We start from the raw sequence: 23,874 nt of genomic DNA, 5'->3' as shown, positions 1-23,874 counted from the left end.
ACCGCGAGGCGCAGGTTCGGACCACGACACGGGCGCCACCACCTGTACCCCGCCGACGTCACGCCCGCGTACCGGCAGGCGATCTCGCCGTATACCCCTGCGCCGTGTCACACATCCGTCGCCCGCCCTGTCACCTTCTGCGTACTGTCGCGCCCACGGCCCAGGAGGAAGAATGTCCCACGACGCACACCCCATCGGCCGGCCGACGGCGGTCGCCACGGGAGCCGACGGCTCTTACGAAGGCGCCCTCGTAGCGGAGTTGGCGGCTCTCGGCAGTGCCGCCCTGGTGGACGCCATGGGCCGTGTCCATCGCCACCGAGCCCATGTACTGCCGCTGGTCAGCCCGTGTCCGGAGCGGGTTCTGTTCGGGCGGGCCGCGACCGTGTCCTTCATGCCCTGGCGCGACGACGTGGAAGAGGCGTCGAAGGCCTTCGCCGACCTCTTCTACGAGGCGGTCGGTGACGATCCGGCCGGAAGGGTGCTGGTGCTCTCCAGCGGTGGCCACCCGCAGGTGTCTCATGGAGGCGGTACGAAACTGTCCCGCGTTGCCAACCACCGCCTTGCCGGAGTGCTGGTGGACGGTCGGCTTCGGGACTTCCGGCAGCTGCGCGGATACGAATTCGCCACCTGGTGCCGGGGGGAGTCCACCCGCTGGGGCGGTGACACGGTGATGCCGTACGCCGCGAACACCACCGTAGAGTTCGCGGGGGTGTGCGTCACCCCCGGGGACTACGTGTTCTGTGACGCCGCTGGTGCCGTGGTTGTACCGGCCGACAGCTGGCAGCTCGTGCTCGACACGGCACGCGAGGTCGATGCCGAGGACGCCCGGTACCTCCGGCAGATCCGGGAGGAAGTCGTACCTGCAGCGCGGGCGCTCTGACTGTCGCCCCCGTATCGAGGCCGCTCGCCGGTCGTAGCGGTTATGGCAGCCCCGCGAGCCGTGCGACGTCTGCACGTGTCGGCAGGACCGCGTGTCACTCCTCGTCCCACCCTCCTGGACGGCGGGTCCCACGCGTCGGGATCGAGCCCGTGGGTCGTGACCGTGCCGCCGGAGGCGCGTCTCACGAGGACCCCGCCTTGAGGCGTCCGGCGCCTCGTCCCCGCGCCCCCGTCCTCCGGGAACCGCAGCCTTCATCCACGCGTCGGCAGTCGGCAGGGCGAGGCGATCTGCCGATCACGATTGCCGAGAGCGCCGAGGCTGACCCACCGCCCAAGGAGATGCAGATCGTCGGGCTGGTGCGTGGAGGTCTGACCAATCCCGAGACCGGCGCATGGTTGGTTGTCGGCCCGCGCACCGTGGAAGGGCACCTGTGCACGATCTTCGGGAAGCTCGGCGTCGCCTCGCGCCGACAACTGTGACGACGAACGAACCGGTGAACCTGGCACACTCCGCCCCCGCGGTAGCGGTGCGGTCCGCGTGGGAAAGGGCGCGACGCCGCCTCAGGTGGTGACCACTGTCCCTTCCCACAGCGCATCGTTGATCTGCTTGCGCGACGCGATGTCGAGCTTCGCGAACACCTTGCGCAGATGCCATTCCACGGTGTGCGGGCTGATGAAGAGCTGAGCTCCGATCTCGGGATTGGTCATGCCTGCCCCCGCCAAGCGCGCGATCTGTGATTCCTGGGCAGTGAGCGACGTACGGGGCTCCAGAGTTCGTTTGCCCACCGTCGCTCCGGTGGCGCGCATCTCGTGCCAGGCGCGCTCCGCGAAACCGTCGACTCCGATCGCGCCAAGGATCCGGTACGCCCTCCCCAGGTGTTCGCGCGCGTCGACGCGGCGGTTCTCCCGGCGCAGCCACTCCCCGTAGAGCAGGTGTGAGCGCGCGTGGGTGATCTTGACGTCGGTACGGCCGAGTCGTTCGACGGCCTCTCGGTACAGGGCCTCGGTCTCTTCCTCGCTCACCTGCGCGCGCACCATGGCCGCGGTTCCGAGAGCCCAGTCGGTGCCGCTGGCTTGTGCGAAGGCGTCGAGCTGCCGGGCTGCCTCGGCGGCCCGAGCCCGTCTGCCGCTGCGCACGGCCGCCTCGACCAGTTCGACCATCGACCGGATGGCCAGGCCGAGTTCCTCCAGGTTCTCGGCGCCTTGTTCCGCAGCGGCGTACGCCTCCTCGTAGCGGCCAAGCCCGTTGTAGAGCACCGCCTTCGCCCACTGGCTGGCACTGAGTACCTTGCCCTGCCGACCCTGATGCAGATCCGCGTCGCGGGTCATCGCGTTGATGGCGTGGAGCGTCGCCGTCTCCTGGCCTCTCCACGGTTCCGTCACCAGGGACACGTAGTGCGCGAGGTAGCGGCTGTTCGTCGCCTCACCGAGGGTCTGCGCCTCCGCGATGAGCGCGTCCGCGTGATCCAGTTCACCTGCCAGCACACGGTTCGACACCAACTGAAGAAGGGCGGACGGCAACACGGACAGGGCCCCGCTCTCACGGGCGAGCTCGACCAGTCGCGTCGACAGAACCGTGTTGCTGTGGAAGTCCCAGACGTTGAAGGCCATGCGAGCGGCGAGGGGGAACCAGCCAAGGCTCTCCTCCGTGAAGATCTCCTCCGTGCAGAAAGCGTCCAGGGCACGCAGCACCATGGGCGCGCCCGCCGCGTATCCGTCCACTGTCATGATGGACAGGCCCCGAAGAAGCAGGTTGTACCGGTCCAGTGGCGGCTCCGAGGGCGCGGCGAGAGCCGTCGTGGCGATGTCCCGGAGCCGGGCCCCGATCGGCAGCCGGTCGACGATGAGCGCGGCGTCAAGTGCGTCACGGTACGTCTCCTGGGCCAGCCGCGCGTCCAGTGGCTCCAGGCGTCTTGCCGCCTTGAGGAGGAGAGGCAGGGCGCTGCCGGCGTTCCTGGAGGCGAACGTGATCCGACCGCGGAGCAGGTCTGCCTCGGCGAGCTGCCGCTCGTCCAGGGGACTGATGGTCGCGGCGTCCAGTAGTTCGCGTGCGGTGCCATATGCGCCGGCCTGGTACTTGGTCCGAGCCGCCGCCAGTGTCCGGGTTCCACGAGCAGCGGGGTCGGGGGTCAGCTCCGCGGCCCGTTGCAGGAACGCGGCCGCCGCGGCGACTCCGCCGCGCGCTTGGGCCCGGTCGGCGGAGCGCACCAGCTCCGCCGCCACCGCCTCGTCGGAACCGGCCGTCGCGTTGGCCAGGTGCCAGGCCCGGCGATCGGGGTCCTTGTCAGCGTCCGTCACCTCGGCCAGGGCCCGGTGGACCTGCTGGCGAGCTTCGGCCGACGCGACCCGGTAGACAGCCGAGCGCACCACGGGGTGCCGGAACCGCACCCGGGTACCGATGGTGATCAATCCGGCAGCCTCGGCCGCCGCGGAAGCCGACGTCTCAATCTCGAGCAGTGCAGCGGCCCTGGTCAGGAGCGTCACGTCGCCCACGGGCTCCGCCGCGGCGATGAGCAGCAGTTCGCGCGTCTGGGGAGGGAGCGCCCGGACACGTGCGATGAAGCTCTGTTCGATCTGGCTTGCCAGCGGCCGCGCGTCGGGGCGTCCGAACCCGCCTGCCAGCTCCGCCGACGTCAGACCCCGGGACAGTTCGAGCAGGGCGAGAGGATTTCCCTGAGTCTCGGCCACGATGCGGGTGCGGACCCGCTCGTCCAGAGGGCCCGGGATCACGGAATCCAACAGCGCGCGGGCGTCGCCGTCGCTCAACGGCTCGACCGTGAGCTGCGGCAGTCCCGCCAGTTCGGCCTCGACGGACGACTCTCGGACCGCGAGGACCAGTCCGATGCGCTCGGCGAGGAGACGTCGCGCGACGAAGGCGATCGTTTGCAGGGAGACCCTGTCCAGCCACTGGGCGTCATCGATGAAGCAGACAAGCGGTTCCTTCGTGGCCACGTCGGCGAGGAGGCTGAGCGCCGCGAGACCGACGAGAAAACGGTCCGGTGGAGTTCCCGAGCTCAGGCCGAAGGCCGTGCCGAGTGCCTCGCGTTGAGGATCCGGCAGGCGACCGAGATGGTCCAGGAAAGGCGCGCACAACTGGTGCAGGCCCCCGTAGGCCAGCTCCATCTCCGACTCGATGCCCACAGCTCTGGCGGTTCGGAATCCTTGCGCGCTGGTGCGTCCGAAGTCGAGCAACGCCGTCTTTCCGATGCCCACCTCGCCGCGCAGGACCAGAACGGAGCTGTGGCCGGCCTGCACCGTCGCGATGAGCTGGTCCAGCCTGGAGCACTCGGCCTGCCGCCCCTTCAGGCGTACCTGGGGACTCTCGCTCACCATGCTCTCCGTCCCCGCCGACAGTTCCTCCGTGACAGTCGACCACCGAATGACACTGATTGTGTTTGTCGGCGCCGCGCTGCAGAGCTCGGCACATATTACCCTTCTGCCTTCCGGCGCAGAACTCGAAAAGGGCCGTCGTCGCGGTCGAACGAAGGGGTACGAGTGGGCAGCTCATTGGACGCCCAGTCACAGTCGGACGGCCGAAGGTCCGACCCTGCGCGCACCCTTCGGACCGGGTGCACCACGGGGCACGGGACGCCGGACCTTGATGCTGTCGGACGGGCCGACGCCACGCGGAGAGAACAGTGTCTCCAGCGGCGTGAGGTCTCCCTTTCGGGCAGCCCTCACGAAGGCCTTGAGCAGTCGGTGGTGCTCATCCGTGTCCGCGGTCATCCGCTGGTCGGAAAGAAGGTGCCTGCGGGCTCGGCTCACGATCTGGCGTACGTTGACCGGGGTGAGGCGCAGCGTCTCGGCGATGTCGGCGTAGGTGTAGTCGAAAGCCTCCCGCAGGATGTACGCGGCCCGCTCCTGTGGTGTCAGCTTCTCCAGTACGAGGAGGAGGGCGAATTCGAGGGCCTCGGTCCGCTGTGCACCGGCCTCGGGGTCGTTGCTCGTGTCCACGGGTTCGGGCAGCCAAGGGCCGATGTACGTCTCGCGCCGGACCCGGGCGGACTGGGCCACGTTGATGGCCAGGCGAGCGGTGGCACTCGACAAGAACGCCGCCGGGCTGCGAACTACCGAACGGTCGGTCCCCTGCCAGCGCAGCCACACCTCCTGAACGATGTCCTCGGCCTCCACCGTGCTGCCGAGAACGCGGTAGGCGATGCCGAAGAGTCGTGGCCGGAGCTGTTCGAAGATCGATAGCTCCTCGTCCAAGGTGTTCTCGCTGGGGGACGGGTCGGGATGCATGAGCCTGCTGACTCCGTTCGTGCGGGTGGGTGCCTGTGGGACGCGCTGACGCATGGGGACATCCGGCGTAGTCGAGACCTCGGCCGCGTGCGCTTGCGGCGATCTCCGGTGGGGTCGTCCCACAGTCGCGTGGCGGGGCGCTCCGTGGCGCCCCGGGGAGTGCCTGGTCGACACCCTGGTCCCCGGGTACGCACCCCAGTGGTTCACCGGTCCGTGCCTGGTTGGTTACGGAATGTGCGCCGTCACGGGCACGGACCGTCCAATAGGCTTCCCGGGCACTTTGGCTGGGCTTCGGGCGGTGGTGCATGATAGAGAGACTCCGAATCGAACGGGATGTAGCCCTCTGAGCTGCGCGGTGGTGGTGGATGACGAGCAGTGCACCTCGGCGCGGCATGCTTGGCCGACACCATGAGCGGGGTGTGCTGGACGAGGTCCTCGGTGATGCCCGAGCGGGTCGGAGCCGGGTCGTGGTCCTGCGGGGCGAACCGGGGGTCGGAAAGTCGACCCTCCTGGATTACCTGGCGGAAAACGCTTCAGGCTTTCGCATACTTCGCGCTGTCGGCGTCGAATCCGAGATGGAGCTTGCCTTCGCGGGTCTGCATCAGCTGTGCATGCCGTTGATTAGCCACATCGATCGACTTCCCGGCCCGCAGCAGGAGGCCCTGGCTGTTGCGTTCGGACTGCGGGGCGGGGATGCCGCGGACCGGTTCATGGTGGGATTGGCCGTCCTCAGCATGGTGGCCGAGGCGGCGGAGGAGCGGCCGCTGCTCTGTCTGCTGGACGATGCCCAGTGGCTTGACCGGATCTCCGCCCAGAGCCTGGCCTTCGTCGCTCGAAGACTGCTCGCGGAACGCGTCACGCTGGCCTTCTCCGTGCGTACCCCGCCCGTCGATCCGCAGCATGATCCCTGGACGGCGCTGCCGGAACTCGAGGTCCGTGGGCTGCGCGACGACGAAGCGCGTGCGTTGCTCGACTCCGTGATGCCCGGCCGGCTGGACGAGCGCGTTCGAGAGCGCATCATCGCCGAGACTCGTGGAAATCCCCTGGCGCTGCTGGAACTGACAAGGGGATTGAGCACGGCGGAGCTGGCCGGTGGTTTCGGGCGTCCCGACGCCCGGCCGCTGGCGAGCCAGATCGAGCAGAGCTTCGTACGACGCATTGGGGGTCTGTCCGACGCGGCTCAGCGGCTGCTGCTGGCGGCAGCCGCTGAGCCGGTGGGGGACGTGCCCTTGTTGCGGCGTGCCGCCGAGCGGCTTGACATCGGGGCGGACGCCGAGGGAGCGGCGCAGGAGTCGGGGCTCGTCGAATTCGGCACGCGGGTGCGCTTTCGGCACCCGTTGGTTCGTTCGGCGGCCTACCGCTTGGCTCACCCTGGAGAACGCAGGACCGTGCATCGCGCCCTTGCCGAGGCGACGGCTTCGGAGTTCGACACGGATCGCCGAGCCTGGCACCGTGCTCACGCGGCGGTCGAACCGGACGAGACGATCGCCGACGACTTGGAACGCTCCGCCGACCGGGCGCACGCTCGTGGCGGTATCGCGGCTGCCGCCGCCTTTCTGAGGCGCGCGGCCGAGTTGACGCCTGATCCGGGCAGGCGGGGAGCGAGGTCGCTGGCCGCGGCGCGAGCCTCGTTCGAAGCCGGTGCTCCCGAGGTCGCGCTCGAACTTCTCGCCGCGGCGGAGGCCCAACCGCTGGACGGGAGCCGGCAGACAGCGCTCGCCACGCTCCGCGCTCAGATAGCCTTCGCCCGCAGACGAGGAGGTGAGGCCCTGCCCATGCTGCTCGAAGCGGCGGGCCGGCTGGAAGAGGTCGACGCGGGACAGGCGCGAGAGACGTACCTGGAAGCGGTTGGAGCGGCCGTTTTCGCCGGCCGTCTTGGCGGCAGCCCAGGAGTGCGCGAGGTGGCTGAGGCAGCACTCGCTGCGCCAGGCGGACCGCAACCGTCGCGGCTGGCGGACGGTCTGTTGGACGGTTTGGCGACGTGGTTCGCCGTCAGCCGCGGTGAAGGCGTGTCACTCCTCAAACCCTTGTTGCTCGCTCTGCGCAACAGGGCCGCGCACGAGGACGACGTCATGCGCTGGCTCTGGATAGCCTGGCTGGTCGCCGGTGACATGTGGGACGACGAGACGTGGCACTCGCTCACCGATCACGCCGTACGCGCGGCTCGAACCGTCGGCGCACTCAACGTCCTTCCCCTGGCACTCTCCTACCGTGCGGCCGTCCACGTGCACGCAGGGGAGTTCGACCATGCCTCCGCGTTGATCAACGAGTCCGGCAACCTCATCGAGGTGACCGGTAACTCGCCTCTCGGGTACGCCCCGCTGCTCCTGCTGGCGTGGCGTGGCGAGGATCCCCAGGCGGCGGAACTCATCGAGGCCGGCGCCCGGGAGGCAGCGTCGTGGGGCGAGGGCAGGGCGACCGGCCTGGCCCACTACCTGCTCGCTGTGCTGTACAACGGTCTCGGTCGGCACGACGAGGCCCTGGACAGTGCCGAACGGGGGGCGAAGTACGAGGACTTGGCGGTCATTGGTTTCTCCCTCATGGAACTTGTCGAGGCCGGCGTCCTTGGTGGGAGACCGGAAGCCGCGGCGACAGCGCTGCGCCGGCTGGAGGAGCACGCCGGTGCCGGCGGAACGGAGTGGGCTCTGGGCATCCTGGCCCGGTCGCGAGCTCTGCTCAGCGACGGTCGGACCGCCGACCTGCTGTACCAGGAAGCCATCGAGCGTCTGCGGCACAGCCGAGTCACCGTCCACCTCGCGCGCACCCATCTCGTGTATGGCGAATGGTTGCGCCGTGCGAATCGTCGCGGCGAGGCGCGTGAACACCTGCGCCTCGCCTTCGGCATGCTGCACGGTTTCGGAGCGAGTGCCTTCGCGGAACGCGCGCGTCGCGGACTGGGTACACTCGGTGAGTCCGTGCGTCAGCGGGAGACCGACGCGTACGAGGCCCTTACCGCGCAGGAAGCCCACATCGCCCGGCTGGCCGCCGTGGGGAAGACGAACGTGGAGATCGGCGCCGAACTGTTCATCAGCCCACGCACCGTCGAATGGCATTTGCGCAAGGTGTTCACCAAGCTCGACGTGGATTCACGTACCCGGCTCGGCGCGGTGCTGGGGCGTCTGTGACGACAGCGTCTCGCCTCTCGGTGACCAGGTAAGCCGGCTCTGCCCTCGGCCCGCCTCCTTCAACGGATGTGCGGTGAATCGAGGCCGGGGTCCCCGCCGAGGATCCCGGCAAGGAAACGGTCCACGTCGCACCTGGCCATCTCCGAGCCGGCCGGAACGCTACGGTAGGTGTGGTCGAGCCACTCCTCCAGCGGCCGGGCGGACATCTCGAAGACAACCGTGGCCTCCTCCGACGTGAGCTGCATCCAGACCGTCGTCTGTTCGCCGATGTACGTCGGCCAGACCTGGATGTCGCCGGTGCCGCTCACGGAGCGGAGCCCCTCGTGCAGAACGTCCCGACCCACGTACCAGGTGACCCGAGGGCCGTGCTTCACGAGAAAGGTGAGACGGACGAGCAGAGGAGATGCGGGATCGTATTGGAATTCGGCTCGAACATCCTCCCATGCCACGCCGTCCAGCATGCGGTGCAGAGTGAGGAAGAGGTTCTGCGAACCCGTACGTGGTGATTGCACATTTCCGTGGTCGCTGTTCATGGCGCAACTCCTTTCTGTCTGATGTCGAATCGCCTCGTCTATTGAGCTCCGGATCGATCAGTAACTGCCACGTCATGGCCATGGTGACCGGAGATGCGGGCCGAGTCGTGGCGGTACAACAGAGACAGGCCGGCCCAGCCGGGTGTGACAGATGCATTTGAGTAAGCGGTTCTCTTGTCCGCAGGCCGTCGGCGAGGGGGCGGGCGATCGGTGGTCGCTGCGCACGGCACCGGCGCTCGGCGGTCCAGGACATGCTCCGATAAGATGCGTGGGCGAGGGCATGGCGGAGCGGTACTTCCCGGCGAAGGCGGACATGGTGGCTGGCATCGCGCCGTTGCGGGGGCGACGCCGCGAGTTGGCGGAACTGGAAGCGCTGGTGAGCCGTGCCCGCGGCGGCCGCAGCGGAGCGCTGGTCGTCTCCGGGGAGGCCGGTGTCGGCAAGACGGCACTCCTGGACCACCTCACGGCACGGGCCGCGGCACACGTCCGTACCGAGCGCATCGTCGCCTCCCAGTCGGAGATGGAACTTGCCTACGCGGGACTTCATCAACTCTGCGGGCACATGATGGGTTCCGCGGCCCGGCTGCCGGCCCCGCAGCAGGAGGCGATCGAGGTGGCGTTCGGGCTGCGCAGCGCCGCCGCGCCGAGCCCGTTCCTCGTGGGGCTGGCCCTGCTGGGGCTGCTCACCGAGGCCGCCGAGGAGCGGGCACTGCTCTGCGTCGTCGACGACGCACAGTGGCTCGACCAGGCGTCCGCGCGTGCCCTCGCCTTCGCCGCCAGGCGTCTGGACGCGGAGGGCATCGCCCTGGTGCTCGCCATGCGGCAGGCCGACCCGGTGTTCGCGGGCCTGCCCCACAGGGTCGTCGAAGGGCTCGGTCACGAGGACGCGTGCGCACTGCTGCGCCTGGCCGTACCCGGTGGTCTCGACCTGCGGGTACGCGACCAGTTGGTCGCGGAGGCCCGCGGCAATCCCCTCGCCCTGCGCGAACTGCCCCGGGCCCTGAGTCCGGCCCAGATCGCCGGCGGCTTCACCCTGACAAGTTCCCTGCCGCTGGAAAGCCGCATCGAGCAGAGCCTGGTCGTCCAGCTCGCCCCGCTGCCCGCACCGGCGCGCCTTCTGCTGCTGCTGGCGGCCGCCGAGCCCACCGGCGACCCGGGGCTGCTGTGGCGTGCGAGCGCGGTACTGGGACTGGGGCCGGAAGCCTTCGACGCGGCCAAGGACGCCGAGGCGTTCGTCGTCGGCACCCGTGTCGGCTTCCGCCATCCGCTGGTGCGGTCGGCCGTGTACCGGGCGGCGTCACCGGGGGACCGGCGTCGCGTCCACGCGGCTCTGGCGGACGTCACCAGCGCCGAGCACGACCCGGACCGCCGGGCCTGGCACCGGGCCAGCGCGACCCTGCAACCGGACGAGGAGGTCGCCGCCGATCTGGAGAAGTCCGCCGTGCGTGCCCGGACCCGCGGCGGCGCGGCGGCCGCCGGCGCGTTTCTGGAGCGGGCGGCGGAGCTCACACCCTCGCCGTTCCGCCGCGGGCAGCGGCTCATCGCGGCCGCCGAGGCCAAGCACGACGCGGGCGCGTCGGACGAGGCCCTGCACCTGCTCGGGACCGCCCTCGCCCTTCCCCTCACCGCGCTCCAGGAGGCGCTCGTCGTGCGGCTGCGCGCGCGGGCCGGATACGCGCTACGACGTGACCGCAGCGGGGCGCAGCACCTGCTCGACGCGGCACGGGGACTCGAAGGGCTCGACCCGGTCCTCGCCCGCGACACCTACATCGAAGCGCTCGCGGCGGCGACCTACGGCGGCAGGCTCGGTGACACCGAGCAGGTGACCGCTGTCGCGCACGCGATCCTCGGCGCCACGCCCGCCGCCGAGGGGACCGACCGGGCACGGGACCTGATCCTGCGCGGGCAGGCGCTGCTGGCCACCGAAGGGCAGACGGCGGCGCTCCCTACCCTGCGACGGGCGCAGCGTGCGTTTCTCGAGCAGGGGCCGGACTTCCTGGAACTGCACTGGATGTGGTTCGCCTCTCGCGCCGCCCAGGACCTGTGGGACCCCGCCGGGCTGCGCGCGCTCGCCGACCGGCAGGTCGAGCTCGCGCGTGCCGAAGGTGTCGTCACCGTACTGCCGATCGCCCTGAGCCTGCTGGTGCTGGTGCAGACGATCGACGGCGACCTGGACGCCGCGGAGGCCTCGTGCGACGAGATCGACGCCATCAAGGAGGTCACCGGCAACCCGCTGCCGCCGTACGGACGGCTCCTCCTCACCGCCTACCGGGGCCATGCCGACGAGGCGGAGCGCCTGGCCGAGCGGGTCAGGGCCGACGGGCTGGCCCGCGGCGAGGGACACGCGCTGAGCGCGGCCAATTTCTCCGAGGCTGTCCTCTACAACGGCCTGGGCCGCTTCGCCGAGGCGGTGGCCAGTGGTCGGCGCGAGCTGCCGTACACGCGCGAACTGAACCTCGCGATGCGCACGCTGCTCGAACTGGTGGAAGCGGCCGCGCACACCGGTGAGCGCGCGCTCGCCGAGCAGGCACTCGAGCAGTTGGCCGGCGTCACGCGTCCGGTGGGCACCAGCTACGCGCTGGCCGTGCTGGCGATGGCCGAGGCGCAACTGCGTGCGGACGACGAGGCCGAGAAGCTCTTCCTGGACGCGATCAAGCGCTTCGAGCACGAGCGGATCCCGATCTGGGTGGGGCGTTGCCGCCTGCTGTACGGTGAGGCACTCAACCGCCAGGGGCGGTCCGCCGAGGCGCGGGAACAGCTCCGCACCGCGCACCGGGTGCTGACAGCCTGCGGAGTGAACGGATTCGCCAAGCGCGCCGCGGACGAACTGCGCGCGAGCGGCGAGACCTTGCGGGTCCGCACCCGAGAGTCGGCGGCGCGGCTCACCGAGCAGGAACTGAACGTGGCGCGCCTGGCCCGCGAGGGGCTGACGAACCGGGAGATCGGCGCCCGTCTGTTCATCAGCGCGCACACCGTCGAGTACCACCTGCGCAAGGTCTTTGTGAAGCTCGGTATCAAGCGGCGCACCGAGCTGAAGCCCGCCCTCTCCGGACTCACCGCGACCGCGTCGAGCACATGAACGCCCGGGCCCACGCGCCGGGCTCCTCTCCCGCTTCCGCACGCGGGCGACGGCCGGCGTCGTGCGCCGCGGACCGTCGCCCGCCCGTTCACTGTCCGGCGGCCGGCGCTGCTACTTGCTGAGCCACAGGTCGGGGCCGAAAACCTCGTAGTGGATGGCCTTGGGGCTCAGCCCATGGGCGAGCAGGTCGGCGCGGACGGCTTTCATGAAGGACAGCGGCCCGCACAGGAACGCGGTGGTGCCGGGGACCGGGGACAGGACGGTGAGATCCGCCCAGCCCTCGTTGACGTGGTCCGCCGACGCGTCCGGGTGGTTCGCGGTGTCCTCGTACCACAGGTGCAGTGAGGCACGGGGCAGCCGCTCGACGAGCGCGGCGAGTTCGAGCCGGTGCGCGTGGTGAGCGGGGGAGCGGTCGGCGTGGACGACGGTCACCTGACGGTCGGGCGCCGCAGTGGCCAGATGCTCCAGCATGGCGAGCATGGGGGTGACACCGATGCCCGCGGAGGCCAGCAGGAGCGGACCGTCGCCCTCGGGCAGCAGGAGGTCACCGAAGGGCAGGGACACCCGCAGGACGTCACCCGGGCGGGCGTGGGTGTGCAGCCACGTGGAGACCTCCCCGTCCGGCACCTGCCCGTCCAGTGAGCGCTCGCGCTTCACGGTGAAGCGCCAGGTCCCGCCGCCGGGGGCGCTGGAGAGGCTGTACTGCCGTATCTGGTGTGCTCCGTCCGGCAGTTCGGCCCGCACACTGACGTACTGGCCGGGGACGAAGGGGCGGGTGGGGGAGCCGTCGGCGGGGCGCACGACGAAGGAGGCCGTGTCAGGGGTCTCCTCGTGGCGTTCGACGATCTCCATGTTCTGCCAGACGGAGCCGTCCTCGACGTCGGCCCGGGCGTACAGACGTGCCTCCATGGCGATGAGGGCGTTCGCCATGAGCCAGTACACCTCGTCCCAGGCGGCAGCCACCGCCGGGGTCACGGCGTCGCCGAGGACCTCCGCGACGGCCGCGAGGAGGTGGCGGCCGACGAGGGTGTACTGGTCGGACGTGATACCCAGTGACGCGTGCTTGTTCGCGATGCGGCCGAGTACGGCGTCGGGGCGCTCGTCCGGGTGTTTCACGAGTGCGGTCGCGAAGGCGGCGACGGCACCGGCCAGTGCCTCGCGCTGGACGCCGCTGGCCTGGTTCGCGCGGTTGAACAGGTCGCGCAGGAGCTCGGGACGCTCCTCGAACATGCGGCGGTAGAACAGGTCGGTGATGGTACCGAGAGAGGCTCCGACCGCGGGGAGTGTGTCGCGGACGATCAGGGCCGACTGACTGGAGAGCATGCCTACTCCAAACTGGGATCTCAGATGCTTGTTATCCGACGTGCCACGGATCACATGTGCGGTCCGTCTTCTCAGTGAGAGACCGGACAGCGGCCGGATGTGTGACGCCATGTCAGGAACTGGCCGCTGACGGACGACGGGAAAGCCGGAGACCGGGCGCCGGAGCTATGAGTTCCGAGGTCCGCGGACGACTCCCTGGGCCTGGAGGAACGCGAGGACGGAGGCGCCGAACCGTGCGGGCTGTTCGAGGTGCGCGAGGTGCCCGGCCTCCTCCAGGACCGTCAACTCGGCCTTGTCCAGACCCTCGTGCAGCAGGGCGGCCCATCGTGGCCCGCAGATGAAGTCGTGACGGCCCGCCAGGACCAGGGCCGGTGGGGTGAGGAGGGGGAGTTCGTCCCGGAGGTCGAAGGGAGATTCCTCCCCCAGGGAGGGTGCCGCGTACATGCGAAGCGTCCGACGAGCGGGCGCGAACTCCACTTCTCTGCCCCAGTAGTCGTGGAGATAGGCCGGCATCAATGTGCGCAGGACGGCGGTGGCGTCGTCGTCGTCCAGCAGGCCGAGACGCGTGGTGAGGGTGGCGGCGTAGTCCGCGACCTCCGGATGGTCCTCGACGTGGTCCTTCACGAACCGTTCCATGGCGGTGACTGCCGCCGACCAGAACTCCTCGTCCGCGACCGGTGAGGTGTCGTAGAGAACGAGGGCAGTGACCTGCGCGGGATGGTCGAGGGCGTACCGCTGGGCCACGAAACCACCGTGGGAGTGACCGAGCAGGGCGAACCGTGGCACGTTCAGGTGTTGGACCACGGCGTGCAGGAAGTGCGTGTACGTGGCCACGGTGTAGTCGCGCGGATCCGGGAGCCGCCCGGAGTCGCCCGTGCCGACCGGTTCGACGTAGACCATCGTCAGGGAGTCCTCGAGACCGGGCATGCGCAGGTACTCCCAGCCGATGCCCGGTCCGCCCGAATGAGCGAGACATACGGGGCCCGAGCCGGCGACATGGTAGCGCAGTGCGACGCGGGCGGGACCGTGCGGAACGGTGATCGTGTGCGTGCCGGGAGACAGGGGGGCGGAGGGATCTTCGGGTGTGCGGGGGAGAATCCCCGGCCGATGCGTGTGCTTCACGTCGTCCCATGATCCGTGAGGGGCGGAAACCTCACAAGGAGGAACACAATGAGTGATGACACTGTTATGCATCACGCAAGTCCGAGTGCTGCCTCGCCGTCCCTCTCTCGCGAGCGAGAGATACGATGGTGTGACACGATCTGCCGCACGCCCGGACGCCGCCACGGTGGCGTCTCGCGAGGCGGTGGCCGCGATGTCGTGGGCATGAGGCGGCACACCTATGGCTGGAGCACACCATGGATGCGAAGGACGAGGCCGAGCGCGGCCTGACGGTCATTCAGGACTACCTGTACTGGGACTCCCACCGCCGGGCCGCTCACCGCCGCGCGGCGGAGTTCGCCGCACACGTTCCCGGACTCAGCGAAGGACAGAAGACCGACCTGGAGTGGTGGTACGTCGAGGAGCAGATCAGGGTCTCTCGCGCCATCGCCCGTCACCTCACCGATCAGATCACGATGGTGGAAGCGCGGCACACCAGACGCTACGCCCGGCTGCGCCGGATGTCCTGGGTGGCGCTGGCCGTGCTCGCGGCGACCGTGATCGTGCTGATCGTCGCCCTCGTCCTGGTGGCGGCCCGCTGAGCGGCTCGGCCCGAGGTATCCGCCCGCTCACTCCGACGCCTCGAGGAGGAGCAGCAGTTTGCGCAACGCACCGACGACGATGTCCCGCTCCCGCGCATCGAGCACGGACAGCAGCTCACGCTCCACAGCCAGGTGGCCCTCCAGCCGACGGTCGAACTCCTCCCGCCCCTGCACCGTCAGGCTGACCAGCGAGCGACGTCGATCGTCGGGCGACGCGGTCCGGACGATCCAGCCGTCACGTTCCAGCCGGTTGAGGCGGCCGCTGAGACCGGCGGAGGAGACCACGAGGTGCCGCATCAGTTGCCCCGGCGTCAGGGCGTTCCCCGGAGCTGCCCGGCGCAGGGTCTGCAGCAGGTCGAAGTCCCCCACGTTGGTGATGGTCCTGCCGGGCTGACGGCGCAGCCGCTCCTCGAACAGTTCCTCGGCCAGGCGGGCCGCGCGCAGTAGTCGCGCGAGTACCTCGCTGGAAGAGACGTCCAGGCCCGGTCGGCGTTCCTCCCACTGGCGCAGCATGGCATCCACACTGTCCCCACGATCCGGGGACGGTTCGACCGCGGACCGCGGCGCGGGCTCCTCCGCTGGGCGGGAGGGGTTCGGAGACACGCACGGGTCGTTCACGACTACCAGTATGGAACGCCGGAAGCGGCTTTTCGTCCAACCGGTGAGCCACTCGCGCTCACACCGTTATGAAGGAGGGCGGAGAACGGCTACGACGGTGTCTTAGGAGCGTGTGAAAGTGCGGTAGACTCTTCACAGTGTTCACGGCGTTGGGTTGGACACCCCACACACGGCGCCGGAAACGCTCCCCTGCCACCTAGAGCCTGGCGGGGGTACTGTGCCCCGGGCGCCCACCGATCCCCCGCGAGTCGGCGTCCGGGGCCACTTTCGTGGACCGGAGGGTACTGCCCGGGATCATCCGGCGCGGTAGAGACCTCGTCCGCTGCGCCGGACACGCGAGGTGCCGACGAGCCGGTCGAGCGTGCTGCGGACGGCGTTGATGCTGCCACTGTCGGTGGCCCGGCCCAAGGCCACCGCCACGTCCCGAGCGCGTACGTCGGCGTCACCGACCTGTGCGAAGTACTCCAGGATCTGTTCGGTCAGCCTGCCGTACGTGCGCTCCCGGCCGGCTCTCGACCGGGTCGCGGCCTGCGCCGGACCTGTGACACGGCGCCGAGCGGCGCCGTCGGCGATCTCGGGCGCGGCCTCGGAGGCCGGTGCCGCCGCGGGGGACGCCATGACGACTTCCAGAGCCCCCAGTGCTCGTTGAACGGTGCCGAGATGAGCGACGACGGCAGCCAGCTCCCTCTCCAGCGCCCGCCTCTGCAGCTCCAGACGGCTGAGATCGGCCTGGAGGCTCTCAGCCGTGACTTCGAGGTCGCGTGTCGAGCGAGATGCCGGAACCATGTTTTCCTTCAAGGAGTGCTGGAACGTCGTCATCGGATGGGTCCCATTGTCACCGTGATGAAGATGTGGTGGTGATGTGATGGAGGCCCGCCTGACAATTGTTGCCACTGACACGTGAAAAGCGCAACGGGTGAGCGCACCCTGGGCACCGGGTCCCCGGCCGGTGGCAGCTTTCGGCAGCCTCCTCACACGTGCCGCACCGCTCCGTGTCCGTCGGCGGGTGGGTGGGGGCGGTTCCACCCGCGCAGCTTGTCGGGGTTCAGGACGGCCCAGACGTGTGTGACGCGCTGGTCGGTGATGTCGAAGCTGATGACGGCGGCGACCTGGTCGTGGTGGCGCACGACGATCGCGGTGCGACCGTTGGCCGCCTGGAGGTGGAGGACCGTGCGGGGGCGGGGCGCGAGGAGTGTGAGGAGGGCCCGGGCGACGTGCTGGTCGCCATGCACCGGCCTGGTCAGAGCACGGATCTTGCCTCCGCCGTCGAAGAACGCGATGGCGTGCCGGGACAGCAGGGACACCAGATGCCGCCCGTCGTGGAGTACGCAGGCCTGCCGGACGGCGCGGACGATCCTGTCGTGCTGGTCCGACGGCGTGGGACGCGCGCGGTCGGCACGCAGGCTGCGGCGGGCGCTCTCAGCCAGCTCGGCGCACTCGTGCGGGGTCCGCCCGACGATGTCGGCGACCGTCCGAGGGGGCATGGCGAAGACGTCGTTGAGCACGAAAACCGCCCGTTCGGACGGGGAGAGGGCGTCCAGTGCGTTGAGCAGGACGTCGCTGACCTCCTCCGACAGAGCCCGGTCGGGCTCGATGCCGATGCCGCCGCCCGCCTCGCCCGCACCCGGCAGTTGGCGTGCGGGTGCGGACAGGCGCGCCAGACAGATGGTGCCCGTGCGCTTGGTCAGCCAGACACGCGGATCGCTGATGCCCGACCGCTCGTCGTCGGTCAGGCCGTACCACCGCCGGTAGGTCTCGGTGACGGCTTCCTCGGCCGTCGGCCCGGCGCCCAGCATCCAGCGAGCGACGTCGATCAGATGCTGTCGCTCGTCCAGCAGCTCCGCGAGCGGTGTCGTGTCACCGGTCCCACCCATGAGGTGTCCTTCCTCTGCCGGCACCACAACGCCACCACCGCGGTCGGCTGGCTGTGCCCTCGGCAGAGCAGACCGCACAAGCGCGGATCATGTGACAGGAGACCGAGAGAGGAGCGCAAACGGAGGCGCAGGCGCAGACGAAAGCACACTACAACCGTGTGACACCATGAGATGTCGCCGACCGCACGCGACCTCGTCCCACCGACGAAAGGGTTCACCATGCCCGCGATCCTGATCCACGGCGTTCCCGACACCCACCATGTGTGGGACGGTGTGCGCCGTCATCTGACCCGATCCGACGTGGAAGCCTGGGACCTGCCCGGCTTCGGCGCCGAGCGTCCCGCCGGCTTCGGTTCCACCAAGGAGGAGTACGTCGACTGGCTGGTGCGGCGACTGGAGAGGGTCGGTGAGCCGGTGGACCTGGTCGGGCACGACTGGGGTTGCATCCTCACCCTCCGCGTCGCCTCCCTGCGCCCCGACCTCGTCCGTACCTGGGCCGGAGGCAACGGGCCGGTCAACGCCGGGTACGTGTGGCATCCGCTGGCCAGGATCTGGCAGGACCGGGTCCAGGGCGACCGATACATGGCCGAACTGCGTGCCGAGCCCTTCGCGGAGGAGGTGGCGGCGGGTTTCGACGTACCCCTTCACCTGGCCAGGGAGATGGCGAGCCGCGTGGACGAGCCGATGAAGGACGCCGTGCTCAGGCTGTACAGGTCGGCGCTCACCATGGGAGCGGAGTGGGAGCCGGGGCTGTCCGCGGTGTCCGCGCCGGGCGTCGTCTTCTGGGGAGCGCGTGACCCCGCCTGCCAGATCGAGTTCGGGCGCAGGCTGGGTGAATCCCTGCACTCCAGTGAGGTGGTCGAGATGGACTGCAACCACTGGACGGTGCTGCAGCGCCCGGCGGAGGTCGCGGAGATCCTGGAGAAGCACTGGAGCGGGCACGCCGCCGCCTGAGGGGTGGGCGGGGACGTCAGGACCGGGCCCGGTGCTGTCACACGGGGCGGTGCTGGCCGGTCTTGAGGTGTGAAACCAAGAGAAACAGAGGACACCGTGCGTGAGATCCTGATCGTGGGCGGCGGTTACGCGGGCTTCTACACCGCGTGGGGCCTGGAGAAGAAGTTGCGGCGGGACGAGGCACGGGTCACCGTCGTCGACCCGCGCCCCTACATGACGTACCAGCCGTTCCTGCCCGAGGTGGTCGCCGGGTCGGTGGAGGCCCGTCATGCCGCGGTCTCGCTCCGGCGGCACCTGCACCGCACCCGCCTGATCGCGGGTTCGGTCACCGAGGTCCGCAACAGCGCGCACACGGTGACGGTCCGGCCGCAGTCCGGGCCGGAGTTCGACCTCCACTACGACATCCTGGTGATGACCGCGGGAGCCGTCACACGCACCTTCCCGATCCCGGGACTGAGCGACCAGGCGTACGGGCTCAAACACGTCGAGGAGGCCGTGGCGATCCGCGACCGGCTGCTCACCTCCTTCGACCGCGCGGCGACCCTGCCCCACGGGCCCGAACGCCGTCGACTGCTCACCGCCACCGTCGTCGGTGGTGGCTTTTCCGGAGTCGAGGGTTTCGGCGAACTGCTGGGCCTGGCATCCGCGTTGCTCAAGCACTATCCCGAGATCGGGGCGGACGAACTCGCCTTCCACCTGGTCGAGGCGCGGGGGCGCATCCTGCCCGAGGTCACCGACGGGCCGGGGGAGTGGGTGGTGCGCTCGCTGGAGAAGCGGGGTGCGCGGGTGCATCTGAACACTCAGCTCGTCTCCGCGAAGGACGGTCGCGTGGTGCTGTCGGACGGATCGGAGTACGACTCGGAGCTGCTCGTGTGGACGGCGGGCAACGCCGCCAACCCGATCGTGCACAACCACACCGACCTCCCCATCGACGCGCGAGGTCTGCTGACGGTGCGCGCGGATCTCCGGGTGGGGACGGAGAGCGAGGTCGTGGCGGACGTGTGGGCGGCAGGGGACGACGCCTCCGTGCCCGATCTCGCCGCCGGCCGACCGGACGCCCGCACGGTGCCCAACGCCCAGCACGCCGTCCGTCAGGGCAAGCGGCTGGCGAAGAACATCCTGGCGTCACTGCGCGGTCGGCCCACCAAGGACTATGTGCACCACAGTCTCGGCGTGGTGGCCACCCTCGGGCTGGGCCGTGGCATCTTCCAGTACCGGCGTCTGGTCATCAAGGGGTTCCCGGCCTGGCTGATGCACCGCGGCTACCACGTGCTGGCCGTACCGAGCTGGGAGCGCAAGGCACGGGTGTTCGCCGTCTGGGTGACCGCCGTCTTCTTCGGCCGCGACGTCATCTCCCTGGCATCGGTCCAGCGCCCGAGGGAGGCCTTCGTCTCCAGCGGTGACCCACGGCGGAGCGAGAAGTCCGCCGACGCGGACGCCGTCGCGGGATGAGTCCCCGCGGACCCCGGGGACACGGTAGGACGGCTCAGCGCTTGGCGGCGCGGTACAGACCGCGGCCCACCCGGCGGACACGGGACTGGCCGACCAGACGGTCGAGCGTGCTCCGGACCGCGTTGATGCTGCCGCTGTCGGTGTCACGGCCCAGTGCGGACGCCACGTCCCTGGCGCGGACGTCGGTGTCTCCGGCGTCCGCGAAGTAGGCAAGGATCTGTTCGGTCAGCTTGCCGTACGACTTCGAGCCGTCGGCGTCACCAGGGCCGGAGCCGTCCTCCGCACGGTCCGCGTCACCCGCACCGTCCTCCGCCTCGTCCGCGGACGGCACCGGTGCGGGAGCCAGCGTCGTCGGCACCTCCGCGACCACGTCCGCCGGACGGGCCGCCGGGGCCGAGGGAACGGACTCCGGCATGAGGGCCTGCAGGGCACTGAGAGCCCGTTGCACGGAGCCGAGGTGAGCGGTGACCGCAGCCAGTTCCCGCTCCAGTGCCTGCTTCTGGATCTCCAGCCGCGCCAGGTCCTCCTGGAGGCCCTCGGCGGTGATCTCGATGTTGCGAGCCTTGGGGGTCACGGAGACCATGCGTTCCTCTCGTTCTCACCCCTTGTTCCGGCGGGGCCGCCCGATGCGGGCTCCGTCACTCGGCCCGGCACCGGGGGCAGGATACCCGCATTGCCGGGAAACGGCCCACGTCGGGCGGCGAGTGCGGGGGCCGGCGGCACGACGACCACGATGTCCGTCGCTACGCGCCACCGGACCCGCCCGTCCGCCGTGTCAGGTCCGGCCCCGCTTCGGGCGGTCGGACACTGTACCGCTCTCCCGGTTTTCGGTCGTCTCGCCGTCGGCGGGCCCGGTCACCGGGCGCTGCAGTCGCCGCAGGGTCTCGGAGACCGCGTCGATGCGTGCGTCCACCGAGTCGATCGCCTCTCGGAGCAGGCTCAACCGCCCTTCGAGCAGGGCGGCCTCCGCCGCCAGCGAGGCGGTGGCGGCGGCGGGATCGGTCTGCCGGTCAGTGCTTCGGGACATCCCTCGTCCTTCCTCAGCTCGTGCCGTCGGCTCGTGAACCGTCGACATCGCATTGACCGGACAGTGACGAGCGCTGTGACAGCCCTGTGCGAGGCCCGCGCGTCACCGCGGTGTGCAGCCGGACTCAGGGGCGGCCGGCGAGCGCCCGACGACGCCGGCGCCCGCGGCTGCGGCACGCAACATGCGGCGCATGCCGACTCCTTCCGCGAAACGGGTGTGTGAGAGGCCGCCGCGGGTAGGAGGGCCCCAGGGCTTGCCCGTTTGACACAACATGCTCCATCGTCTCGGACGCAACATCGGACAGTGCGACCGTGTGAAGGTGTGTGGTGTGCGTGGGAAGGAGACTTCCGCGCAGCCCCCGGACATGGATGCGGCCGTTGCACTGCCGCGGGTAACGTGGCGATGCGCGATGCGGGAACCGCATGCAGGAGGACGAGTCGTCACAAGGACGGATCGTTCAGAAGGAGGAGACGGTATGGAGCCAGTGGTTGACACCATGCCGATCGGGGAGCTGCTAGACGAGCGGCGGCACCTGCTGGACGTCGCGCACTGGATGCTGGGCAGCGGCATCGTCGCGGAGCACGTCACTGACGAGGCGTACCGGGAGTGGTACGCCCTCTCCGAGCACCAGCGGGACCGCATAGGCCACCCGCGGGCCTGGCTGACCCGTGTCGTGGGCAGCATCTCCCTGGCACGGCTGGCCCTGTCCGATGGTGGCGGGGGCTCGCAGGGTCCCGCGGGCATGGAGAGCCGTGGAGCATTCGATCCGGCTCTGGAGAACGCTCTCGGCGCGCTGTGGGCCGGCGCGGTGGACGCGCTCACACCTGCCGAGCGAGCGGCTCTCGTACTCAACGACGCCTTCGGCAGCGCGGTCGCAGAACCCGTGAGCACCGCCGGACCGGCAGGCCGGAACCGGCCGGGGCCGGCGGACACCGAGCCGTTGGACAGAGCCCGGCACAGCCTCCGGGCCAGGGCCGCACGCCCCACGCCACCGCGCGTCGAGGACGAACTGGTCGAGGCCGTACGGCAGGCGTGCGCCGACGAGGACGCGGACCGTCTGGCCACCTTGCTGGACCCCGACGCCGTGGCGTTCTACGACGGCGGAGGCAAGGTCCGCACACTGACACGGCCCGTCGTCGGCGGCCCACGGGTCGCCCGAAGCCTCCTGACCCTGCTGGCCCGGCACCCGCGTACCACTGTGCACACCCGTCCCGTCAACGGGCGCACGGGTCTCGTCGCACGCTACGACGGTCAGGTCGCCGCCGTGCTAGGCCTCGACCTGGCCGGCACACGCGTCGTACAGGTATGGGCCGTCCTCAATCCCGACAAGTTGCGCTCCTGGAACCGCCCCCGCGCCTGACCTGCCCCGTCCCGCGCCTGGCCCACCGCGTCAGTGGCCCGCTCAGACGCAGAGGGCGGGCGCGGAGCGGTGACGGGTGCGGGAGTGCAGGAAAGCGGCGATCTTGGCCGGGTTGAAGACCCACATCACCTGGTGGATGCCACGGGACGTGGCCGCGACCGTCATGAAAGTGGCGGGCCGGCCGTCCCTGTGGATCAGGATGCCGCCACGTCCGTTGGCCTCGACCGGTTCGGCCTCGACCGCGGGCCAGAACCGCGGGTGCGCGGTGGACAGGTTCGCCACGCGGGCACGGCCCAGGACGGGCACCCGCGCCGCTCCCCGGATTCCGTTGCCGTCGGACAGGCTGACCGCGTTCGGGGTGAGCAGTGCCTCCAGGCCGGCGACGTCACCCTGCCGGGCGGCGGCGACGAACGTCTGGAGCAGCGTCCGGTGCTCGGCGGCGTCGACGCTGTCCCGCTGGTCTTCGGTGAGGTGTTTGCGGGCCCGGCTCACGATCTTGCGGACGTTGACGGGGTTGAGACCCAGGATGCGCGCGATGTCGGGGTAGGCGTAGTCGAAGGCCTCCCTCAGGACGTAGGCGGCGCGCTCGGTCGGGGAGAGCCGCTGCAGCACCAGGAGCAGGGCGAGTTCCAGTGCCTCCGCCCGCTCGGCACCGACCTCCGGGTCGTTGCTGGTGTCGACGGGCTCCGGCAGCCACGGACCGATGTAGGTCTCGCGGCGGACGCGGGCGGACTGGGCCACGTTGATGGCCAGCCGGGTGGTGGTGCTCGACAGGAACGCCACGGGGCTGATCACGAGGGTGCGGTCGGTGCGCTGCCAGCGCAGCCACACTTCCTGGACGACGTCCTCGGCCTCCACCGCACTGCCCAGCACGCGGTAGGCGATGCCGAAGAGGCGGGGCCGGAGTTCGACGAAGACGGAAACGGCCTCGCTCAGGTCGCCTGCCACGGGGGTCGCCTCTGGATGCATGATCCCGGGTCTCCGTTTCTCTGTTGCCGGTGTGTGCGGAGGCGGTCGGACGACTCTTCGTCCTGACAGCCGGAGCGCTGGCCCGGCGTACTGAGGGATCGGCAGGGCGCGGTGCTCACCTTCGCTCCGAACGACCGGCGGCACCGACGTTTCGTTTCACTTTTGCGCGGCTTTTTCCGCGGATCCTGCGGACCGGTGCACGGCGTGTCCGGAGACGGTCCCGTCGCGCGGACACGCGCCACGGTGGGATGTCACATTCGCACCGACCGCCCGGTCTTCCAGTGAAAGCGACGCTGCGCAATCCGAATTATTCCCGCACTACCTTTGTTCGACGAGCCACCCACCGAACCGGTATCCGTTGCTCATACAGGAGACAATTCATGGACTGGCGTGTAAGGGGCCTCTGCCTGACCGAGGACCCCGATCTCTTCTTCCCGATCGGCGCTCTCAACAGTGGGCCGGCGGCTATACAGACGGACGAGGCGAAAGCAGTCTGCCGTCATTGCCCCGTCACCCGGGAGTGCCTGGCGTGGGCCGTCGGCGTCGGGCCGGTCGAGGGGATCTGGGGAGGCACCACGGAAGGGGAGCGCCGCGCCCTGCGGCGGCGCGCGGTGCGCGCGTCGCGCGCGACGGAGAGCGCCGCCTGAGCGGCCGGACGACGCGCGGGTGTCGGCCGGACACCGATGCGGGTGGGCGGGGACGGTCTACAGCCGGGACCACCACCGCCCACCCGCAT

General features: G+C 70.0%; 19 protein-coding genes and 1 pseudogene. 9 read left to right on the top strand and 11 right to left on the bottom strand.

The window, feature by feature from the left end:
- Positions 1-172: 172 nt before the first annotated feature.
- The gene (locus tag ACGH52_RS01505; protein WP_399936968.1) at positions 173-880 is read left to right on the top strand and encodes an RraA family protein; all 708 of its coding nucleotides are present in this window, start codon (positions 173-175) and stop codon (positions 878-880) included.
- A 338-nt stretch (positions 881-1,218) separates the two neighbouring features.
- Positions 1,219-1,359: a helix-turn-helix transcriptional regulator gene (locus ACGH52_RS01500; protein ID WP_399936967.1), complete on the top strand. Its 141-nt coding sequence runs from the start codon at positions 1,219-1,221 to the stop codon at positions 1,357-1,359.
- Between the two features lie 81 nt (positions 1,360-1,440).
- Here the strand turns inward: ACGH52_RS01500 and ACGH52_RS01495 are convergent, their stop codons facing one another.
- Positions 1,441-4,212, bottom strand: coding sequence for an ATP-binding protein (locus ACGH52_RS01495; protein ID WP_399936965.1), 2,772 nt, complete (start codon positions 4,210-4,212; stop codon positions 1,441-1,443).
- A gap of 258 nt (positions 4,213-4,470) precedes the next feature.
- Positions 4,471-5,121: pseudogene (locus ACGH52_RS01490) on the bottom strand (sigma-70 family RNA polymerase sigma factor); the annotation flags it as partial.
- 365 nt (positions 5,122-5,486) lie between these two features.
- On the opposite strand from ACGH52_RS01490, the gene ACGH52_RS01485 reads away from it, so the two are divergent.
- The gene (locus ACGH52_RS01485) at positions 5,487-8,246 is read left to right on the top strand and encodes an AAA family ATPase (RefSeq protein ID WP_399936963.1); all 2,760 of its coding nucleotides are present in this window, start codon (positions 5,487-5,489) and stop codon (positions 8,244-8,246) included.
- 59 nt (positions 8,247-8,305) lie between these two features.
- Here the strand turns inward: ACGH52_RS01485 and ACGH52_RS01480 are convergent, their stop codons facing one another.
- Complete coding sequence (locus tag ACGH52_RS01480; protein ID WP_399936961.1) at positions 8,306-8,779, bottom strand: SsgA family sporulation/cell division regulator; 474 nt, start codon at positions 8,777-8,779, stop codon at positions 8,306-8,308.
- A 268-nt stretch (positions 8,780-9,047) separates the two neighbouring features.
- Between ACGH52_RS01480 and ACGH52_RS01475 the strand changes: the two genes are divergently transcribed.
- Positions 9,048-11,858: an AAA family ATPase gene (locus ACGH52_RS01475; protein ID WP_399936959.1), complete on the top strand. Its 2,811-nt coding sequence runs from the start codon at positions 9,048-9,050 to the stop codon at positions 11,856-11,858.
- 111 nt (positions 11,859-11,969) lie between these two features.
- Here the strand turns inward: ACGH52_RS01475 and ACGH52_RS01470 are convergent, their stop codons facing one another.
- A complete protein-coding gene (locus tag ACGH52_RS01470; protein WP_399936957.1) occupies positions 11,970-13,181 on the bottom strand; it encodes a globin domain-containing protein in 1,212 nt (403 codons plus the stop codon).
- 165 nt (positions 13,182-13,346) lie between these two features.
- Complete coding sequence (locus ACGH52_RS01465; RefSeq protein ID WP_399936955.1) at positions 13,347-14,303, bottom strand: alpha/beta fold hydrolase; 957 nt, start codon at positions 14,301-14,303, stop codon at positions 13,347-13,349.
- A 236-nt stretch (positions 14,304-14,539) separates the two neighbouring features.
- On the opposite strand from ACGH52_RS01465, the gene ACGH52_RS01460 reads away from it, so the two are divergent.
- Positions 14,540-14,884 (top strand): hypothetical protein, encoded by a 345-nt coding sequence (locus tag ACGH52_RS01460; protein WP_399936953.1) that lies wholly within the window; start codon positions 14,540-14,542, stop codon positions 14,882-14,884.
- 27 nt (positions 14,885-14,911) lie between these two features.
- Here the strand turns inward: ACGH52_RS01460 and ACGH52_RS01455 are convergent, their stop codons facing one another.
- From ACGH52_RS01455 to ACGH52_RS01445, 3 genes are all read right to left on the bottom strand, one after another.
- On the bottom strand, positions 14,912-15,397 hold the full coding sequence (locus tag ACGH52_RS01455; protein WP_399936951.1) for a MarR family winged helix-turn-helix transcriptional regulator: 486 nt from the start codon (positions 15,395-15,397) through the stop codon (positions 14,912-14,914).
- Between the two features lie 399 nt (positions 15,398-15,796).
- Positions 15,797-16,288, bottom strand: coding sequence for a hypothetical protein (locus ACGH52_RS01450; protein WP_399936949.1), 492 nt, complete (start codon positions 16,286-16,288; stop codon positions 15,797-15,799).
- A gap of 185 nt (positions 16,289-16,473) precedes the next feature.
- A complete protein-coding gene (locus ACGH52_RS01445) occupies positions 16,474-17,376 on the bottom strand; it encodes an RNA polymerase subunit sigma (RefSeq protein ID WP_399936947.1) in 903 nt (300 codons plus the stop codon).
- A gap of 171 nt (positions 17,377-17,547) precedes the next feature.
- On the opposite strand from ACGH52_RS01445, the gene ACGH52_RS01440 reads away from it, so the two are divergent.
- Both ACGH52_RS01440 and ACGH52_RS01435 read left to right on the top strand, forming a co-directional pair.
- Entirely contained in the window at positions 17,548-18,330 is a 783-nt protein-coding gene (locus tag ACGH52_RS01440; protein ID WP_059296937.1) for an alpha/beta fold hydrolase, read from the top strand.
- A 96-nt stretch (positions 18,331-18,426) separates the two neighbouring features.
- Positions 18,427-19,782, top strand: coding sequence for an NAD(P)/FAD-dependent oxidoreductase (locus ACGH52_RS01435; protein ID WP_399936945.1), 1,356 nt, complete (start codon positions 18,427-18,429; stop codon positions 19,780-19,782).
- Positions 19,783-19,816: 34 nt separating this feature from the next.
- On the opposite strand, the gene ACGH52_RS01430 is transcribed toward ACGH52_RS01435, so the two are convergent.
- Entirely contained in the window at positions 19,817-20,365 is a 549-nt protein-coding gene (locus ACGH52_RS01430; RefSeq protein ID WP_399936943.1) for a hypothetical protein, read from the bottom strand.
- Positions 20,366-20,557: 192 nt separating this feature from the next.
- Positions 20,558-20,809, bottom strand: coding sequence for a hypothetical protein (locus tag ACGH52_RS01425; protein WP_399936941.1), 252 nt, complete (start codon positions 20,807-20,809; stop codon positions 20,558-20,560).
- A 475-nt stretch (positions 20,810-21,284) separates the two neighbouring features.
- Between ACGH52_RS01425 and ACGH52_RS01420 the strand changes: the two genes are divergently transcribed.
- Positions 21,285-22,169 (top strand): RNA polymerase subunit sigma, encoded by an 885-nt coding sequence (locus ACGH52_RS01420; RefSeq protein WP_399936939.1) that lies wholly within the window; start codon positions 21,285-21,287, stop codon positions 22,167-22,169.
- Positions 22,170-22,211: 42 nt separating this feature from the next.
- Here ACGH52_RS01420 and ACGH52_RS01415 read toward each other — a convergent pair whose 3' ends face one another.
- Positions 22,212-23,138 (bottom strand): RNA polymerase sigma-70 factor, encoded by a 927-nt coding sequence (locus tag ACGH52_RS01415; RefSeq protein WP_399936937.1) that lies wholly within the window; start codon positions 23,136-23,138, stop codon positions 22,212-22,214.
- A gap of 380 nt (positions 23,139-23,518) precedes the next feature.
- Between ACGH52_RS01415 and ACGH52_RS01410 the strand changes: the two genes are divergently transcribed.
- Positions 23,519-23,785: a WhiB family transcriptional regulator gene (locus tag ACGH52_RS01410; protein WP_059296931.1), complete on the top strand. Its 267-nt coding sequence runs from the start codon at positions 23,519-23,521 to the stop codon at positions 23,783-23,785.
- Positions 23,786-23,874: the final 89 nt, after the last annotated feature.

It is taken from the genome of Streptomyces sp. BBFR25, from assembly GCF_044590125.1.
Taxonomy (GTDB): domain Bacteria; phylum Actinomycetota; class Actinomycetes; order Streptomycetales; family Streptomycetaceae; genus Streptomyces; species Streptomyces canus_D.
This window is presented reverse-complemented; position numbering and strand designations above follow the sequence as displayed.

Excerpts from the sequence above, each read along its gene's own strand:
- ACGH52_RS01495 (WP_399936965.1), bottom strand. The coding sequence starts at position 4,212 with ATGGTGAGCGAGAGTCCCCAGGTACGCCTGAAGGGGCGGCAGGCCGAG.
- ACGH52_RS01415 (WP_399936937.1), bottom strand. The coding sequence starts at position 23,138 with ATGCATCCAGAGGCGACCCCCGTGGCAGGCGACCTGAGCGAGGCCGTT.
- ACGH52_RS01420 (WP_399936939.1), top strand. The coding sequence starts at position 21,285 with ATGGAGCCAGTGGTTGACACCATGCCGATCGGGGAGCTGCTAGACGAG.
- ACGH52_RS01470 (WP_399936957.1), bottom strand. The coding sequence starts at position 13,181 with ATGCTCTCCAGTCAGTCGGCCCTGATCGTCCGCGACACACTCCCCGCG.
- ACGH52_RS01425 (WP_399936941.1), bottom strand. The coding sequence starts at position 20,809 with ATGTCCCGAAGCACTGACCGGCAGACCGATCCCGCCGCCGCCACCGCC.
- ACGH52_RS01500 (WP_399936967.1), top strand. The coding sequence starts at position 1,219 with ATGCAGATCGTCGGGCTGGTGCGTGGAGGTCTGACCAATCCCGAGACC.
- ACGH52_RS01440 (WP_059296937.1), top strand. The coding sequence starts at position 17,548 with ATGTCGCCGACCGCACGCGACCTCGTCCCACCGACGAAAGGGTTCACC.
- ACGH52_RS01455 (WP_399936951.1), bottom strand. The coding sequence starts at position 15,397 with ATGCTGCGCCAGTGGGAGGAACGCCGACCGGGCCTGGACGTCTCTTCC.
- ACGH52_RS01480 (WP_399936961.1), bottom strand. The coding sequence starts at position 8,779 with ATGAACAGCGACCACGGAAATGTGCAATCACCACGTACGGGTTCGCAG.
- ACGH52_RS01460 (WP_399936953.1), top strand. The coding sequence starts at position 14,540 with ATGGATGCGAAGGACGAGGCCGAGCGCGGCCTGACGGTCATTCAGGAC.
- ACGH52_RS01505 (WP_399936968.1), top strand. The coding sequence starts at position 173 with ATGTCCCACGACGCACACCCCATCGGCCGGCCGACGGCGGTCGCCACG.
- ACGH52_RS01445 (WP_399936947.1), bottom strand. The coding sequence starts at position 17,376 with ATGGGTGGGACCGGTGACACGACACCGCTCGCGGAGCTGCTGGACGAG.
- ACGH52_RS01410 (WP_059296931.1), top strand. The coding sequence starts at position 23,519 with ATGGACTGGCGTGTAAGGGGCCTCTGCCTGACCGAGGACCCCGATCTC.
- ACGH52_RS01450 (WP_399936949.1), bottom strand. The coding sequence starts at position 16,288 with ATGGTTCCGGCATCTCGCTCGACACGCGACCTCGAAGTCACGGCTGAG.
- ACGH52_RS01485 (WP_399936963.1), top strand. The coding sequence starts at position 5,487 with ATGACGAGCAGTGCACCTCGGCGCGGCATGCTTGGCCGACACCATGAG.
- ACGH52_RS01430 (WP_399936943.1), bottom strand. The coding sequence starts at position 20,365 with ATGGTCTCCGTGACCCCCAAGGCTCGCAACATCGAGATCACCGCCGAG.